15 protein-coding genes are annotated in these 16,935 nt (G+C 42.5%); all 15 read right to left on the bottom strand.

All coding sequences use genetic code 11. The features are described from left to right. Window positions 1–42: 42 nt before the first annotated feature. Entirely contained in the window at window positions 43–414 is a 372-nt protein-coding gene (locus DW930_RS03495; protein WP_023022755.1) for a hypothetical protein, read from the bottom strand. Next, window positions 411–1,136 (bottom strand): matrixin family metalloprotease, encoded by a 726-nt coding sequence (locus DW930_RS03500; protein WP_117744057.1) that lies wholly within the window; start codon window positions 1,134–1,136, stop codon window positions 411–413. Before DW930_RS03500 ends, DW930_RS03495 begins: the two co-directional genes overlap by 4 nt. 166 nt (window positions 1,137–1,302) lie before the next feature. Continuing rightward, the gene (locus tag DW930_RS03505; RefSeq protein WP_207801601.1) at window positions 1,303–2,115 is read right to left on the bottom strand and encodes a DNA/RNA non-specific endonuclease; all 813 of its coding nucleotides are present in this window, start codon (window positions 2,113–2,115) and stop codon (window positions 1,303–1,305) included. A gap of 105 nt (window positions 2,116–2,220) precedes the next feature. Next, complete coding sequence (locus tag DW930_RS03510) at window positions 2,221–2,409, bottom strand: DNA-directed RNA polymerase subunit beta (protein WP_023022752.1); 189 nt, start codon at window positions 2,407–2,409, stop codon at window positions 2,221–2,223. Beyond that, the gene (murA, locus tag DW930_RS03515; protein ID WP_023026629.1) at window positions 2,399–3,682 is read right to left on the bottom strand and encodes a UDP-N-acetylglucosamine 1-carboxyvinyltransferase; all 1,284 of its coding nucleotides are present in this window, start codon (window positions 3,680–3,682) and stop codon (window positions 2,399–2,401) included. Before murA ends, DW930_RS03510 begins: the two co-directional genes overlap by 11 nt. A gap of 66 nt (window positions 3,683–3,748) precedes the next feature. Then, window positions 3,749–3,979 carry a DUF1146 family protein gene (locus DW930_RS03520; RefSeq protein ID WP_023022750.1) on the bottom strand — a complete coding sequence of 77 codons (231 nt, stop codon included), beginning with the start codon at window positions 3,977–3,979 and terminating at the stop codon, window positions 3,749–3,751. 240 nt (window positions 3,980–4,219) lie between these two features. Then, entirely contained in the window at window positions 4,220–4,639 is a 420-nt protein-coding gene (locus DW930_RS03530) for a F0F1 ATP synthase subunit epsilon (RefSeq protein ID WP_023026627.1), read from the bottom strand. Window positions 4,640–4,652: 13 nt separating this feature from the next. Next, window positions 4,653–6,059 carry a F0F1 ATP synthase subunit beta gene (gene atpD, locus DW930_RS03535; protein ID WP_123159335.1) on the bottom strand — a complete coding sequence of 469 codons (1,407 nt, stop codon included), beginning with the start codon at window positions 6,057–6,059 and terminating at the stop codon, window positions 4,653–4,655. 92 nt (window positions 6,060–6,151) lie between these two features. Beyond that, window positions 6,152–7,033 carry a F0F1 ATP synthase subunit gamma gene (locus DW930_RS03540; protein WP_123159336.1) on the bottom strand — a complete coding sequence of 294 codons (882 nt, stop codon included), beginning with the start codon at window positions 7,031–7,033 and terminating at the stop codon, window positions 6,152–6,154. 15 nt (window positions 7,034–7,048) lie between these two features. Continuing rightward, a complete protein-coding gene (gene atpA, locus DW930_RS03545) occupies window positions 7,049–8,554 on the bottom strand; it encodes a F0F1 ATP synthase subunit alpha (RefSeq protein ID WP_123159337.1) in 1,506 nt (501 codons plus the stop codon). Between the two features lie 15 nt (window positions 8,555–8,569). Continuing rightward, window positions 8,570–9,106, bottom strand: coding sequence for a F0F1 ATP synthase subunit delta (locus DW930_RS03550; RefSeq protein ID WP_023022745.1), 537 nt, complete (start codon window positions 9,104–9,106; stop codon window positions 8,570–8,572). Next, a complete protein-coding gene (atpF, locus tag DW930_RS03555; RefSeq protein ID WP_023022744.1) occupies window positions 9,106–9,600 on the bottom strand; it encodes a F0F1 ATP synthase subunit B in 495 nt (164 codons plus the stop codon). The genes DW930_RS03550 and atpF overlap by 1 nt, the downstream gene beginning before the upstream one ends. Before the next feature lie 18 nt (window positions 9,601–9,618). Beyond that, the gene (gene atpB, locus DW930_RS03560; protein WP_031573421.1) at window positions 9,619–10,335 is read right to left on the bottom strand and encodes a F0F1 ATP synthase subunit A; all 717 of its coding nucleotides are present in this window, start codon (window positions 10,333–10,335) and stop codon (window positions 9,619–9,621) included. Between the two features lie 32 nt (window positions 10,336–10,367). Further along, entirely contained in the window at window positions 10,368–10,568 is a 201-nt protein-coding gene (locus tag DW930_RS03565; RefSeq protein ID WP_023022742.1) for a F0F1 ATP synthase subunit C, read from the bottom strand. A gap of 267 nt (window positions 10,569–10,835) precedes the next feature. Beyond that, a complete protein-coding gene (locus DW930_RS03570) occupies window positions 10,836–16,769 on the bottom strand; it encodes a ZmpA/ZmpB/ZmpC family metallo-endopeptidase (protein WP_123159338.1) in 5,934 nt (1,977 codons plus the stop codon). Window positions 16,770–16,935 lie beyond the last annotated feature (166 nt).

Below are 16,935 nucleotides of genomic sequence, written 5' to 3' on the forward strand. Positions count from 1 at the left end.
GAAAAGGCCAAACGCTAGACGCGCTTGACCTTTCTTCACTTTTTAAATCGCTGAGACATTGGAAGCCATTTGACTGTACTGACAGGCTAGGAAAAGCCCGATGCCAATCACTAGCAAAAACAAGCCCCATTTGATGACGCCCTTCACAAAGCGAATCACAAGCAGGATAATCATGGAGCCAATCAGCCAAGTAATGGCCGAATGGGAGAGGAAAGCTTGAACAGCTTCCCTATTGTTCCCGAAAAATTGACGGACTCCCTCAGGAGCATAATTTTCCCAAGCCTGTTGAATGCCTAATTCATGGGAAATTACTTGCCCTTTTTGGGATATCCAAAGAAAGATTCCAGAGTTAAACACAAAGAGTGCCACTTGTTCTGGAAAGGTTCGAATAAGATACAGTATCCGTTTGATCATTCTGACTCCTTATATAGTTGACGAACAGCTTCAATATCCCTCGCTTGGATGCTATAAAAGGAACCAGCCGACTGCATGACGGACTCTTCCTCATTATGGTCCAAACCAATGGCATGGCCTAGTTCATGCTCAGCTGTATTCACAATCCGTTGATGGGAATAGTTGTACTGCTTATTTAATAGGTAATAGCGATTCAAACGAACAATCACACGTTTGAATCGATGGGTTAAAACATTGGTCTGGGATTCTGCTTCACCTGCTGCAGAAACCGTGCTATCATCCATCTCTGTTAGGAGGATATCCGCCTCTTCTTCACTGGTGACAAGTTGGAAAGTGAAGGCCCCTGTCTGATTCCAAGACTCAAGCGCTTCCTCATAAGCAAGGGTAAAGGTCTCATCCATCGCAGGATCTAGATAAACTTTTGCAGTTGCCTGATCCCACCTTGCTCCTGTAGAGGTATGGCCATCAGTTGCTAGGCCTTCTTGAGCAGATGGGCTCCCTTGACTTAGCATAGGACCAGTTCGATGAAAGTAAGCATCCACCTGCGTGACAACCGTTTGGGCCGCACGACTGACGCCGTCTATCCCGCTACCGGTTTTGCCACTAAAGAACAGAACACCAACTACTAGGGCAAAACTGAGGGCCAGGGTCCAAAACAAGCCCCAAACAAGACTCCAAATGGCCCTTATTAGAAAACGAATCATGGCTATAATAGTTCTCATAAGCTCCTCCTTTTCTTGGAAAGACCTCTGTTTAGGTCTAGAAGAGCATAGTATACCTTAATTTTCTTAAAATAAACTAAAGATTGCAGTCATGAAAAGAAAAAGATTCAGTTGACTACAAAGCCAACCGAATCCTTCTTATCTTGCTTCTTCTTTTCCGTTTAGCTTAACGATGCACTGTTACTTTTCCCGTACGATAATCCAAACTAATCCCACTCTGAACATTTGGAACAAAAACATTAAACTCTAGACTACCATCACTAGATTTTGCTTCAATTTGACTGCCGACTGGTACCAAATCATCATCCGATGCATAGTGGAGAGTCACCCGATAACGAACCCGCTTATTATTGTCTAAGGCCTTCCGAACAAGGGTCTCATAGTAATTTTGTCCTGTCGAAAAACTATCACGCGCTTGATTCGCCCAAGCTGTTTGAACCGCTATATTTTTTGGATTGCTCGTTGAGGCATCAAAGCCATCAAGCTTGCCAATCAAGGCATAGCCGAGAAGGTGTCCCCGATCAACCGCATGGTCATATTCCCCAGCTAAATTGGTTACTTGGTGCCATCCAGCTGGCGTCCAATCTACATCTGTCTGCTCTCTCTTTTGGTATTGACGAGTCGCCTTGGTCATCAAAGCGTTGGCAACTGTGGGAATTTCTCGTCCTTTTACAGTCTTTGTCTTCGTATCTGCATAAGGGAGACTCGCAACATCTGCATCCAGATTGGTTTTGTTCTGGTTAATAATGAAAGCGCCCGCTTCGTTCCATTGAATGTTCTTTCCTAGTTTCGTACGAACACCATCCGTCAGAACACTCTCTGCTAGTTCCTTACTCGGTGTTGCTTGTTGACTCGAAGTGACAACCGTTTGAACTTGAGAGTGACTAGCGACTGGCTGGGGATGACTAAAATAATCCCCGCCGATCGAGAGAGCTGCAGCCACCACCAAGCCTAGTAAGGTTTGTCCCGATTTTTTCATTTTAAGTGGTTTCTTTTGATTGTTTGCCACAATGATTTCCTCTATTTCTACTGAATTGGAAAGAGCCTGGGATCACGATCTCAAGCTCCTCTTTTTGATAAATAGTTACTTACCTGTAAATTTCTGAAGGATTTCCTTCCATGTATCTGGCGAGAGAATAGACCAAGGATCCTTCCCATTACCAATGATACCATATCCAATGACCAAGCCAAGAGCGAAGACAATCGCTAAAATAGTAAGAACCAATAGGACGATTCCCAATTGTTTTCCAATTGCTTTTAATTTAGTTTTCATCATCATCTTCCTTCACACGACGTACATCTGCTCCAAGAGCCACCAATTTCTCATGGAATTTAAAATATCCACGGTCAAGGTGTGTTAACTTGCTAACTTTGGTTTCTCCCTCAGCTACAAGCCCCATTAAAATCAAGGTCGCACTAGCACGCAAGTCTGTCGACATCACTTCAGCCCCTTGTAAGCTAGCTCCACCTTGGATGCGGGCTGTATCTCTCATAATGTCTGAGTGTAAGCCCATCCGACGCATCTCTTCCAAGTGTTGGAAACGATTTTCAAATACTGTTTCAATCATAGTCGATTCACCAGAGGCCATGGCCATCAAAGCAGTAAATTGAGCTTGCATATCTGTAGGAAAACCTGGATAAGGCAAGGTTTTTACCGTCACTGGTTTCAATTTAGAGACATCTGAGCGAATGCGAATACCATTTTCTTCTTCCGTTACTTCAACACCCATTTCTTGCATCTTAGAAAGAAGAGGACGGTTGTGTTCCCAGATAGCATCCTCGATTAAAACGTCTCCACCTGTCATGGCTGCACCAACCATGAAAGTGCCTGCCTCAATTCGGTCTTGAACGACATTATGAACCGCTCCATGCAGGCGATCCACCCCAACAATCGTCAAGGTTTCTGTCCCAGCTCCACGCACCTTAGCGCCCATCTTATTCAAAAGAGAGGCCAAATCCACAATCTCAGGTTCGCGGGCTGCATTTTCGATAACCGTAGTTCCATCTGCCAAAGTTGCTGCCATCATGATATTTTGGGTGGCACCTACAGATGGGAAATCCATATAGATATGCGCTCCATGAAGACGATCTGCTTTTGCTTCAATATAGCCCGCAGTTTGAGTGATCTTCGCCCCCATAGCTTCCAATCCCTTCAAGTGCAAATCGATTGGACGACTACCAATGGTACATCCACCCGGCATGGAAACTTTGGCATGACCATTCCGAGCCAAGACAGGACCTAATACGACGATCGAAGCCCGCATCTTGCTGACATATTTGTAAGGCGCTTCTTCTGTTAATGGTTGAGTTGCATCAACGACTACTGTATTGGTCTCTTCATCAAACGTCACTTGAGTGTTCAAGCCACGAACGACATTATTCATGGTAAAGACATCAGATAAAACAGGAACATTGGTCAAAGTCGTTGTTCCTTCACTGGCCAAAACAGTTGCTGCTAAAAGGGGAAGGACGGCATTCTTTGCTCCTTCAATCTTCACAGTTCCAACTAGGCGATTTTGACCACCGTTTACAATAATTTTATCCATACTCGTTATTACTCCATTTCATTCAGTCACGACTACTATCATACCATAAATTCATCAAAAAAGAAGCTAAAAGTTCCCGTTAAACAACTGCCGACTGAATTCATAGATACTGATAAAGAAGCTACTCGTCAAATACCCTAAACTAATGCTGATCAATAGAATAAGAAGACGAATTTTCAAGGCTGTATCAGCACTTACCTTTAAAAAACGCTCCCACTGAACCACCGTTGAAAGAAGGTGGTAGGCAAAAGAAATAAATAATAGGTGACTGCAAAAAGTAAAAATCATTTGAATCATACCTCTATTATACCACAAGAAAAAGTTTCCCTTTATATTCTTTAGATTCAAAAAAAGAGAGTGGGACAGAAATCGGTTATTCGTTAGAATTCGATTTCGTCATCCCACCTCCGCACAGTTGAGTAGGGCTGTAAAAGCTGATGAAATCAGCGTAGTAGAAGCCACTCAACCACTGTGTATTGCGCGACAGTCCAAAGACAATTGAGAGGCTAGGACTTTTGTCCCAGCCTCTTTAACTTTTTATAATCGATTTCCGACATTAATCCGGTTAATAGCTCGTTGAAGGGCAATTTTTGCACGACGCTCCATATCAACAGAATGTTGATCTTTGGCCTCTTCAAGGGCTTTTTCAGCACGCATTTTTGCACGCTCAGCCCGGCTAACATCAATGTCTCGAGCGCGTTCCGCCGAATCCGCTACGATGGTAATGACATTATCTGCCACTTCAATAATCCCACCATTGACTGCAATCCAATCAATATGTTTGTCATCGTCGACACGACGAACCTTGACTTGGTCTACAGCCAAAACCGCAATGGTATTGATATGATGAGGTAAAATCCCTAATTCACCATCAATTGTCTTGACAGATACAAATGCGGCATGATGATCATAAACCAGTCCATCCGGTGTAACGATTTGGACGTTCATTTGACTCATCTTTCACCTCTTCTTAGAATCCCATTTTCTCAGCTTTCGCAATCACATCTTCGATCGAACCGACACCACGGAAGGCATCCTCAGGCAAGTGATCATGCTTCCCATCCAAAATTTCCTTAAAGCCACGAACAGTTTCTGCAACCGGTACATAAGAACCTGGTTGACCAGTAAATTGTTCCGCCACGTTAAAGTTTTGAGACAAGAAGAATTGGACACGACGGGCACGAGCCACCAAGGTCTTTTCATCATCAGACAATTCATCCATCCCCAAGATAGCAATGATATCTTGCAGTTCATGGTAGCGTTGAAGGACGCGTTTGACCTCAGAAGCCACTGCATAGTGCTCTTCTCCGACGATGTCTGGAGAAAGGGCACGAGAGCTAGATGCCAATGGGTCAACGGCAGGGTAAATCCCTAATTGTACCAATTTACGCTCCAAGTTGGTCGTTGAGTCCAAATGGGCGAAGGCTGTTGCTGGGGCAGGGTCTGTATAGTCATCGGCTGGCACATAGATGGCTTGGATCGATGTAACAGAACCTTTATTGGTTGAGGTAATCCGTTCTTGCAATTGTCCCATTTCCGTTGCCAAAGTAGGTTGGTAACCAACGGCTGATGGCATCCGTCCCAAAAGGGCTGATACTTCTGAACCGGCTTGGGTGAAACGGAAGATATTGTCGATAAACAAGAGAACGTCCTGACCTTCCACATCACGGAAGTATTCCGCAATAGTCAAACCAGTCAAAGCTACACGCATCCGTGCTCCTGGTGGTTCGTTCATTTGTCCAAAGACCATGGCTGTTTTTTCGATAACGCCAGATTCCTTCATTTCCCAGTACAGGTCATTCCCTTCACGGGTCCGTTCTCCAACCCCTGTAAATACAGAGATCCCACCATGCTCTTGGGCAATGTTGTGGATCAATTCTTGAATTAAGACGGTCTTTCCAACTCCGGCACCACCGAAGAGTCCAACCTTCCCACCTTTCAGGTAAGGGGCCAAGAGGTCAATGACCTTGATCCCTGTTTCAAGAATTTCTTCTGAAGTAGAAAGCTCATCAAAGGATGGAGCTTTTTTATGAATGGATTCACGAGGAGCATCTTCTGGAAATGCTTCTTCCAAGTCAATGGTATCTCCCAAGACGTTAAAGACCCGTCCAAGAGTTTCTTTTCCGACAGGTACAGAGATTGGACGACCAGTGTCCAATACTTCCATCCCACGAGTCAAGCCATCTGTTGATTCCATGGCAATGGTGCGAACGACACCATCCCCAAGTTCAAGAGCTACTTCAAGAACGACTTTTGATTTTTGTTGGTCATTTTTATAGACTACAAGCGCATTATTAATCTCAGGGAGTTTATCGCCCGCAGCAAAAGCTACGTCAACGACAGGACCTACAACCTGAGAAATTTTGCCTAAACTCATGTCATTCTCCTATTCTATTAAGTTTCTAAGCTTGTTAATAACTGCGATCAAGCTTATTTATTTATTTATTGTTAAAATGTGCATCGAATCAACTACTCAAGCGCACTCGCTCCTGCAACAATTTCCGTAATTTCTTGCGTAATGGTTGCCTGACGAGCTCGGTTGTATTGAATGGTCAATTCATCAATTACTTTCTTGGCATTGTCTGTTGCGGTTTGCATGGCCATCATACCGGCAGCATTTTCAGCTGTTTTGGCATCAATAATGACTCCATAAATCATACTTTCCGCAAACTGTGGAAGCAATTGATCCAAAATCGCATCACGGTCTGATTCCAACTCCAGATTCAAGATATAATCTTCATCTGCTTCATTGGGGTCCAAGTCAATAATCGGAAGCATTTGCTCTACCCGCAATTGACTGGTCAAACTATTGACGTGGTGATTATAACAGACATACAATTCATCAAACAATTCATTTTGATACATTTGGACTGTCTTGTTAATGATCTTCCACACTTCATCAAAGCTTGGTTGATCCGCTAGGCCACGTAGTTCATAAACCGGCTGAATGCCTCTTGCTCTAAAGAAATCTGCCCCAATACTTCCAATACAGATGACTTCAAAATCCTCACCCGTTGGATGGTATTCTTCCTTCAATTCCATGACTGACTTGAGGATAGAGGCGTTGTAGCCTCCCACTAGTCCACGGTCAGAAGTGATAACAATATAAGCAGACTTTTTGACAGGACGACTCTTTAAAAATCGATGGTACTTAGCATTCTCTGCCTCGTGTCCATGTAAGAGGTCTGTCAATAGTTTACGAACCTTAGATGCGTAAATTTGGAAGTCCTTGGCAGCTTGCTCAGACTTCCCAAGTTTGGCAGCAGATACCATCTGCATAGCATTCGTAATTTGACTGGTATTCTTTGTCGATGCAATTTTATTTTTGATATCATTTAAAGAAACTGCCATCTGCCACTCCTATTTCTATTTGAAACTTGATTGGTTGACAAAATCAGTAATCACTGCATCCATTGTTTCTTCACTTGGAAGATCTTTGGTCGTACGAATGGTTTCATAGATTTCTGGATGATGCGCTTCTACAAAGGCAAACAATTCCTCTTCAAAGCGAAGGATATCATCAACTGGTACACTATCCAAGAATCCATGTGTCAAAGCATACAAGATCACCACCTGTTTTTCGACAGTTAATGGTTCATGGACCGGTTGCTTCAAGACTTCTACAGTTCGGCGACCACGGTTCAATTTCGCTTGAGTCGCAGCATCCAAGTCACTACCAAATTTCGTGAAGGCTTCCAATTCACGGTATGAAGCAAGGTCGATACGAAGGGTACCCGCAACTTTCTTCATAGCCTTGATTTGGGCAGCTCCCCCTACACGGGATACAGAAGAACCTGCATCAATGGCTGGACGAATACCAGCATTGAACAAACTATCTTGCAAGAAGATTTGTCCATCTGTGATCGAAATTACGTTAGTCGCGATATAAGCAGAAATATCCCCTGCTTGGGTTTCAATAATTGGAAGGGCAGTAATAGAGCCCCCACCCAATTCATCTGAAACTTTAGCTGAACGTTCCAACAAACGGCTGTGGAGATAGAAGACATCCCCTGGGAAGGCTTCACGTCCTGGTGGACGACGAAGAAGAAGGGACAATTCACGGTAGGCTACGGCTTGTTTTGACAAATCATCATAGACGATCAAAACATGTTTACCGTTATACATGAACTCTTCTGCCATAGCAACCCCGGCATAAGGTGCCAAGTAAAGCAATGGAGACGGTTGAGAAGCCGAAGCGGTTACCACAATCGTATAATCCATGGCTCCGTATTTACGAAGAGTTTCTACTTGCGTACGAACTGTTGATTCTTTTTGACCAATCGCCACATAGATACAGATCATGTCTTGATCCTTTTGGTTCAAGATGGTATCGATGGCAATAGAGGTTTTCCCTGTTTGACGGTCTCCGATGATCAATTCCCGTTGGCCCCGTCCGATTGGAACGAGGGCATCAATGGCTTTCAAACCGGTTTGAAGGGGCTCTGAGACAGATTTCCGTTGCATAACACCAGGAGCTGGTGTTTCAACTGGACGGAAGGTATCTGTTACGATGTCTCCCAAGCCATCCACTGGTTGACCAAGAGGATTGACAACCCGACCAATCAAGGCATCCCCGGCAGGGACTTCCATGATTTTACCAGTCCGACGGATCGAGTCTCCATCACGAATATCCGTGAAATCACCCAAGATGATAATCCCGACATCCGTTGTTTCTAAGTTTTGGGCCATCCCGTATGAGCCATTTTCAAAGATCAACAACTCACCACTCATGGCATTTTCAAGCCCATGAGCGCGAGCAATCCCGTCACCAATGTAGGTTACAACACCTGTCTCAGTGACGTCAAAGTTTGGCTTGAAATTTTCAATTTGTTGCTTAATTAAAGCGCTGATTTCTTGTGCGTTAATCGCCAAAATTCACACCACTTTCTATTTCAATTTAGATTTTATAACTTGCAATTGGTGTTTGAGACTGGTATCCAACGTTTTATGATTGGCTGTCACGACAAAGCCACCAATTAAATCTGGATCGATCTTTTGTTGGATCGAGCGAACTTGAACCCCAAATTTTCTTTCGATAATGGGTACTAGCTTTTGCTCTTGAATGGGATCCAAACCTGCAACTGTCGTAACTGTGACGACAAAAGCGTTGCTCAGTAATTGAATCTGCTCCAAACAAACCGTTACAATGTCATAAAATAAGGCTTCACGATGATTGAGAATCACCACTTCAATCAAATGGTCGAGTAATTGTGAATCAGAGGGTTGAAAAAGCCGTAGACTTTTTGCTTTCTCTTCATCCTCTACACCGATATGAGCTAAGAAGTTCGCAAGTCCAGTCTCCTCAAGAATGCCCTTGATTTGGGTCAATTTTTCAAAGACAAGATCTTGTTCTCCTTTTTCAAAGACCAATTGAACAAAAGGCTGGGTATATTTCTCAATCACCATCAGTTGCTTTTTGTCCATTAGGCTTCTCCTAATTCATCAAGATAGCGATCGATCAGTTGGCGTTGACCTTCAGTATCCAGCTGTTGGCTCAACAATTTGCTGGCAAGATTGACAGTGAGATCTGCCACATCGCCTTTGATACTGTTCAATGCTTCTTCTTTGTTATGCGCAATTTCTTGTTGCGCTTTTTCTTTCAAACGTACTGCTTCTTGAGTGGCTTCTGAAAGAATCTGAGATTTGTTCTTTTCTGCAGTTTCCTTTGCATTTTCGACGATAGACGCAGCTTCTTTGCGGCTACCTGCCAACTCTTCTTCACGTTTACTTGCTAGTTCCTCAGCTTTTTGACGAGCTGCTTCTGCTTCATCAATATCATTGGTAATTTTTTCAGCACGCGCATCCAAAATACTGGTAATATTGCCCCAAGCATATTTCTTTACTAAAAAGATTAGTAATAGGAAGGAACCAGCGATCAGAATAAAGTCACCAATAATGGTACCAATAGTTAAATCCATCTTCTACTCCTCCTCTACTTACTCTTCCTCACCGTTTATTTTTTTACCAATGTACATCGAAGACAACATGGTAAATACATAAGCTTGGATACATGAAATGAAAATCGAAAAGGCTGTCCATAACATGCTTCCAACAAAGGCTGCTAGATACCAATAAAAGGCCAGTTGCGACAAGCTTAGTAACAAGGATGCTAAGACTTCACCAGCAAAAATATTCCCGTAGATCCGAATCGCTAAGGATGCAAAATTAGTCACCTCTTCTAGGAGGTTCATCGGGGTCATAAATCCTGGTGTTGCAAAAGCCTTCAAGTATTCCTTAATGCCTCGGCGACGAATTCCTTCCACATGAGCAATCAGGGTGATCAAAAATGAAAGAGATAGGTCATATCCAAGGTTAGCCGTTGGGGAAGTCCATAAGTTATAACCGTTTGTTGTCTGAATTTTTGCCATCAAGCCAATATTATTGGCTACCAAGATAAAGAGAAAGAGAGAAAACAAGAATAAAGAGTAATCCTTCATATAATGTTCCCCAATGTTTCCCTTGGTAAAACCGATAACAAAATCATAAATCATCTCCAGAGCATTTTGCTTGCCCTTTGGACGAAGGGTCATTTTGCGACTTGCCCAATAGACAAAGGCAAAGACCGTCAAAACAGTTACAAGAGACATGGCAAGTAGGGTCAAATCAAAGGATACTGGTCCAATATTTAGGGTTGGATTCACACTTTCTTCCAAGGTTTGACACCTCCTTTTCTAAATAGAGTTGTCTATTTAATAACGAAGGCCATGGCCAAAGTTACAAAGAAAGTACCTTCGACAAAGGCAACACCAAGAATCAAGAGACTACGCAATTGACCAATAATTTCTGGTTGACGTGATGCAGATTTGAACAGATTGCTCATCATCAAACCTTCCGCAAGTGACACACCAAAACAGGCTAAACAAAGACCTAAAAATGTTAAATTCATGATGAATTCTCCTTTTATAAATTTTACTCCTTTAGTTTACTCCTAAAAGATATAATAGTCAAATGTTTGCCTAGAAAGAAAACGTTTTATAGCAATTCTGTTACTACTTTCAAAATTCCTCTTGTCACTAGCTTTCAAAAGATTCTAATCATTTTTAGACGCTTTGTCTATTTTTGCTTTCAATAAAAATTTATACTATTTTTATCAGCAGGAGACCTAATTTTACCAAACATAAAAACTCATCTGCTCAGCAGATGAGTTCTTCGATTATTTGAAAATCGAGGTTTTGAAACTGTCCGTTTCTTGTAGCAATTTCTTAAAGACTTTCTCTTTCAGTGAAACAGTATTGTCAAATTTGACAGAGCCGTTACTTAGGGTTGCTTTATCTTTATCCACTGCTTCAGCAAATGCACGTTTCAAGTCTTCATAGCTATTGTAGGTTTTACCGTCGATGTCAATAGATTGAATTCCTTTTTTAGCGTTATTCACTACTTCTTCGAAGTAAGCTTTATTCCAATCTTCAAGGTTATTAAATCTACCTTCAGAAATTTTCTGAATAACGAAATCATCTCCTAGAGTGGCAAGTCCAGCTTGTTTGGATTCTTGTTTATACTTGTTTGAAGCATATCCTAGGAAGCCTTTTTCATAGCCATAATAGCCCCAAATTCTAAAGGTATTGTGTTTAAAGGACATAGCTCCTGGAGCCCCTTCACTGGTGTTTCCACCATAGATACCCGTCATCATTGGCACAGTCACATAGGCTGAACCAAAGTCTGATGGATTATAGACTCCATTTCCAGGACCACGGTTGGTCATGAAGTTGTTGGTAATGAGGTCATCTACTGTATGCAAAGCAATGGCTTTTTCCTCATCACTCAAAGGACGGACCTTATCGAATTGATTCTTGGTGTTAGCTCCTCGGTATTGTTTATCGACCTTCTTGAACCAAGCATTGTTCAAGTCCTGACTGCCTTTATTGAGGACAGCTTCTCCTTCTAGATAATCCAGAAGCATGAGCGTATCATTATAGCCCTTCATGTAACGATCAATTTCGTCACGTGAGGTGAGGTCATTTGGATTGGTATTGTACCATTGGTTGCCATCGTTTGGACGTTCATAGGCCATGTTGAGACCTAAGGCTTTGTATTCCCCATTTGGATTGGATACAGATGGGGTTTGGAGCATTCCTTGGGCAAAGGCTTCAATATCTGTTCCTTCGCGGTGTCTCCAACCACCTAAGTAAACCATACGGTCATTGACGTGCGTCGTTTCGTGCGTAAAGGCAGAAACCCCAAAATCACTGATCATATCCGTTACCATGAAGAAGACGGAATCGTCTTTATAAGGATTTCCGTAAATTCGAGCTACAGCCCCCATCCGCCAATCTGTCGCATGGTAACGATCGGTAGGCCCGTACAATTCACGGACTGGAGCAACATCTTTGCCACTATCTGTATGTCCATAACGATCTGTACTAATGCCTTTATAGTTTTGGTTATCAAGGACAGGGGTCGGCACCATATTATTGCTTTTCAAGAGCTGATTGCGAACCTTATCCGTTGCTAGACGAGACCAGAAATCTAGGTAATTTTGTTGCCCTTTAGCGACCTTATCAATTTCCGCCTTGAAGGCATTTCGTTCCGCTTCAGTGTTCTTACCGTATTTCTCGAAGGAACTGTAGGCAATGGTATTGTAGGTTGAAATCAAGAACATATGGGCATCTTTTAAGTTCAAGAGTGGTAAAATCATCTTGCCATGCACATCGTTATTTAAGCCTTCGTAAGCTCTGTGTTTCTTATCCGCAAACTCAGGAGTTGTTGTTGCTGGTTCAACGATATAGACATTCTCTTTGGTTGCTTTGATGAACCAATCATTTAGGTCTTTGTCTTCTGTGAATAGACGCATATTATAGTCTAAGAAACTATTTAACTCGCCTATACCGATAACTCCTCCGATAGCTTCGCGATAAGCTTCTAAAGTTCTATCGCCTTTAATATTACTTTCTTTAGAACCAATCTGAATCAAGAAGTCTAATACATCAACATTCTTCCCATAGAAGTCTGGTTTAAACAACATGAGTTGCTTGAGATTGACATCATCGAATTTCACCCCGTAATAACGGTTGAGGTAAGAGAGCCCCAAAAGAACTGCCGCCTTGTTGTCATCAATTTTCTTGATAAGGGCCCGTTTGGCAGCCTCATCTGTGTTTAATTGATGGTCCTCATTTTCAACCAACTGTTTCACAAAATGGGTCAAATGATCCTTCACTTCTTTGAAGGATTCTTCCAGATAGAGGTTCTTAATGGCATTGACTTTATTTGGACCAGTTCTACCAAGGTGCGTGTAGATTGGATCAGATTGTAATTCTACAGGACTTAATTTTTCAACAATAGCACTAATTAGCTCAGTCCGGTCTTTGTCAACCATATTTGGCGTGTAGACCACTTCACCAAGTTCTGCTACACTGTACTCTTTCACTTGTTTGACTTTAGAATCTTTCGGTGAAATGCTAAAGATATCTTTTGTCTTATCCGAGTAATGGATCAGAATGTGGTCGGCATCAGCCAATTCTGTGACAAAATCATTGCCCTTCATGGCCGTCACAGATAAGACTTCCTTGGTCAAGAGAGGACTAGCCGCAGCCAATTTGTTTCCTTGGTCGACAATCCATTCTTTATTATAGAAAGGCTGTAATTTTTCTATATTGCGGTAAGCAAGTTCGCGAGCGGCGTCGTAGCCATCAATTGCCTTGTATTGATCCTCTTTGTTAACAAGGTTATTGAGCTTGTCTTCAATCGGTTTGTCGCTGGTGAATGTATTAGCAGTAATCCCCATTGCTTCAATTTTATTCTCAGCTTCTGCAAGGGAAATGCTAGGGATTTTACGGGAGTTGTTATAGGTTTTCTTACCTTCACTCACGTCCTCCACACTGTAATTCCGTTTGGTTCTTGAATAGGTGAAGTAATCATCTGCATCGATATCCGAGTGTCCGAAAACCATCTCACCTGTTTTGACTTTCATCATGGTGATGTTGTCTTCAATGGCACCCAAGGCCCAGTTGGTCCCCAGTAATCCACCAGATTGAACCGCTTCTTTCAGCTCGATAGAACCTTTAGCAACTGAATTTCTGAGAACTCCTTCTTTACCTACTGTGTGGTTATTTCCACCGTTTTGAGAAGAATAAACTAAACCTGCAGCTTTTGCTTTATTACCAGTAATTTCAGCATCAACGTAAGCTTTTTCTACGATACCTTTCCAGTTCTCGCCAACAACACCTGCTAGATAGCCACCTTTATTCCCAGCAGCGTGCAGTTTACCGATGAAGGCAACATTACTTACCTTCCCACTGCCATCAATTTTATTGATAATACCAGCTACATCGTTTCCCCCAACAACATTACCTGTTACTTTAACATTTTCGACAGTCGCATTATTCTTGATAACATTTGCAATTGGTGCTACTCGATCTACCGTAGGTAGGTCGATAGCGATGTTTTCAAGCAGAAGATTCTTAACCGAACCACCTTCGATGTTCCCAAATAATGGTCTCGTAATGTTATGAATAGCAAATTTATTACCTTCTGTACTTTCCAAAATTCCCTTGAAGGCATTGGTCACATAGGATTTTCCTGCTGGTTGGACATTGGCTGCATTCATATTGCTACCAATCTTAAAGGTTCCAGTCGGATTGGCTTGCATGGCTTTTACAAGTTCGTTGAAATTGTAGTAGACATCACCTTCATGAGCTTTTGGTTTCGCAATATAGTGGACATAGTCCTCATTGAACTGGTTGTCTGCAGTCCGTTGGACCAAATCTGGAGCTTTGGCTGTTACTTTGTAGAGGGTCGCGCCATCAACCGTCACTTCTTCGATTTTATCAACGGCTAGTTTCGTGACCTTATTATCATGAGTAGTAACCTTTAAGTAATAAGGTTTTACATCTGAAGGTGTTTCTGACAAGAGGCTACGATCGCTCTCAAGGCCTTGGTCATCCACGCTAATCAGACTGGTTTCCTTGATGTTTTTGATTTCAACTTTTTTAAGGTCAAGTCTTAATGGTTCTTCCTTAAGGACTTCTTCTTCATCCCCATTTCCACGATCATAGACCATGGTCGTCGCAAGCGTATAATCCTTGTAGTAGTCTAAATCCAGTAAGGCAGCTGCTAAATCAGCCTCTGAAAGGGCAAAAGTTTTCACAACTTGATCACCCTTCTTCAACACAGCCTGGATGGACTTGATGGTTACCCCCTCTGGTTTGTCTAACTGATAGGTAGCTTTAGCACTGCGCTTCAATTCTTCCTTATCAACCTGAGTCAAGGTCAAGGTTGGCTTAGCTAGTTCTTTGGTCCCTTTTTTAATAATTTGATCTTGAGCTTGTTCAACGACTTCTTCCGAAACCGTTGGAGCATCCGCAGTTTTTACACCTTTAATGGTCTTATAGACCTTGGTGATTTTCTTCTTCCCATTTTTTCCTGCTTGGGAAACCGTTTCGCTTCCTTTTAGCAGGGTGGCATCTTGTTCGGTTACCGTCTTAAATGGAATTTCCTCAAAAGCAACTTCCTCTGTTTGCCCTTCAATCGCCTTGGTCCCACGACTAATTTTTTCTGTCACAGGTGCTTTTACCGTTTCAGTTGTTGTGCTAAGAGGCTCACCAATAATCTCGCCATTGACCGTTTTATAGACACGGCGAACTTCCTGGCTACCTGCCTCTCCTTTCTGAAGGATACTTTCTTCATCAGTATAGCGATTTGCATCTGCTACATATTCGGTTTCATACGGAAGGACCACTGTTTCTGTAACCGTTCCTTCCGTTATTTGGTAAGCTGGATTCTCAGGCTGAATCGGGGCTTCACCTACATGGCCTTCTTCTTGCGTTCCCTTAGCTTCCACAACACCGGTATAAGCTGGATTTTTTGGTTGTACAGGAGCTTCCCCTACATGGCCTTCTTCTTGCGTTCCCTTAGCTTCCACAACACCGGTATAGGCGGGAGCTTCTGGCTGTACAGGAGCTTCACCAACATAGCCTTCCTCTTGCGTTCCCTTGGCTTCCACAACACCGGTATAAGCTGGATTTTCTGGTTGTACAGGAGCTTCACCTACATGACCTTCTTCCTGTGTTCCCTTGGCTTCCACAACACCGGTATAAGCTGGGTTCTCTGGCTGTACAGGAGCTTCACCTACATGACCTTCTTCCTGTGTTCCTTTAGCAGTTACAACTGGAGCAGGTTGAGGACTTGGTTGACTCTCCTCCTTTGTTCCAATGGCAATTATTTGTGGAACTGCTTCTTTTGTTACAGTTCTTTCAAGTACTTTGCGGACTTCCTGACCATTTACCGTACTCACTTCTATTAAAACAGTTTGTTCCCCATTTTGCCCAGCTCTTAGAACCCTTGTTTGACCTTTGGTCAACGTAGGATCTGTTTGTTCTACAGTTTCAAATGGAATACTTTCTGTTGATACTTCAACTTTTGGATTTTCCACTACAGGGAAAGTAGGACCTTCTTTTGGTGTAACCTGAGATAGAGTCTCCTCTTTCGTTGCAGATTGATAGAGACCGGATATGGCCGGCTTTTCTTCAACTTTCACGACAGGCGTTTGCCCATCCAATTTAGGAGTAGCTGAATATCGGAGATAGCCGACATAGTCATAACCTTCAATCGGAATAACACCATTGGCTAATTCTTTACTGCTTGCAATGGAAAGAGTTTGATTGTAGCTTCGTAATTCAATATTTTGCAAGGCCGCTGCATCGATAGACAAGAGCAGACTCTGCCCCATGGAACCAATTAATAAAAGTCCCATTACTTTTTTACGGTGCTTCTTAGACAGCAAAAGAACTGCAAAGGATGCAGTCGCTAAACTAAGGCCTGCCATCGCCAGTTCAGTCGTCCCTGTTTGTGGCAGTATACCTTGGCTAGCTGTTTTCTTCCTATACACCAGATAAAAGGTATCTTCGTTTTGATACTCTTCCGGAATAGCATGAATCACCTGGGCTTGTTCTTCGGGTGTTAACTCATTTTCCGTAACATAGCCTAAATGAACTGTCGCTTCTCGTGTCAGTTGATCTGCTTGTACGGATGGTGATCCTAATAGGCTAATTGCAAAGAAAAAGGCTCCAATAGCAACTGGTCCTACTCCGACAGATAATTTTCGAATCGAATACTTCGTAATCTTTTCAACAGCTTTTCCTGTTTGTTTCATCCTATAACTTCCTACATAGTAATATTAGCACATCATAAGAAGCCACATTTATTTTTGGAGTAGATACTCCCTTTCTCTAAACTAGCTTCCTGTGATTTTTTACCTTTACCTATCTTATCTTTTTTCAGTGATTTTAGCAACATATCTTACTCAGATTTCTTCCTTT

Source organism: Streptococcus sp. AM43-2AT, from assembly GCF_003603405.1.
Classification (GTDB): Bacteria; Bacillota; Bacilli; order Lactobacillales; family Streptococcaceae; genus Streptococcus; species Streptococcus ilei.

Excerpts from the sequence above, each read along its gene's own strand:
- DW930_RS03570 (WP_123159338.1), bottom strand. The coding sequence starts at position 16,769 with ATGAAACAAACAGGAAAAGCTGTTGAAAAGATTACGAAGTATTCGATT.
- DW930_RS03500 (WP_117744057.1), bottom strand. The coding sequence starts at position 1,136 with ATGAGAACTATTATAGCCATGATTCGTTTTCTAATAAGGGCCATTTGG.
- atpD (WP_123159335.1), bottom strand. The coding sequence starts at position 6,059 with ATGAGTTTAGGCAAAATTTCTCAGGTTGTAGGTCCTGTCGTTGACGTA.
- DW930_RS03530 (WP_023026627.1), bottom strand. The coding sequence starts at position 4,639 with ATGAGTCAAATGAACGTCCAAATCGTTACACCGGATGGACTGGTTTAT.
- DW930_RS03540 (WP_123159336.1), bottom strand. The coding sequence starts at position 7,033 with ATGGCAGTTTCTTTAAATGATATCAAAAATAAAATTGCATCGACAAAG.
- DW930_RS03565 (WP_023022742.1), bottom strand. The coding sequence starts at position 10,568 with ATGAATTTAACATTTTTAGGTCTTTGTTTAGCCTGTTTTGGTGTGTCA.
- murA (WP_023026629.1), bottom strand. The coding sequence starts at position 3,682 with ATGGATAAAATTATTGTAAACGGTGGTCAAAATCGCCTAGTTGGAACT.
- DW930_RS03495 (WP_023022755.1), bottom strand. The coding sequence starts at position 414 with ATGATCAAACGGATACTGTATCTTATTCGAACCTTTCCAGAACAAGTG.
- DW930_RS03505 (WP_207801601.1), bottom strand. The coding sequence starts at position 2,115 with ATGAAAAAATCGGGACAAACCTTACTAGGCTTGGTGGTGGCTGCAGCT.
- DW930_RS03510 (WP_023022752.1), bottom strand. The coding sequence starts at position 2,409 with ATGAAAACTAAATTAAAAGCAATTGGAAAACAATTGGGAATCGTCCTA.
- DW930_RS03550 (WP_023022745.1), bottom strand. The coding sequence starts at position 9,106 with ATGGACAAAAAGCAACTGATGGTGATTGAGAAATATACCCAGCCTTTT.
- atpF (WP_023022744.1), bottom strand. The coding sequence starts at position 9,600 with ATGGATTTAACTATTGGTACCATTATTGGTGACTTTATTCTGATCGCT.
- DW930_RS03520 (WP_023022750.1), bottom strand. The coding sequence starts at position 3,979 with ATGATTCAAATGATTTTTACTTTTTGCAGTCACCTATTATTTATTTCT.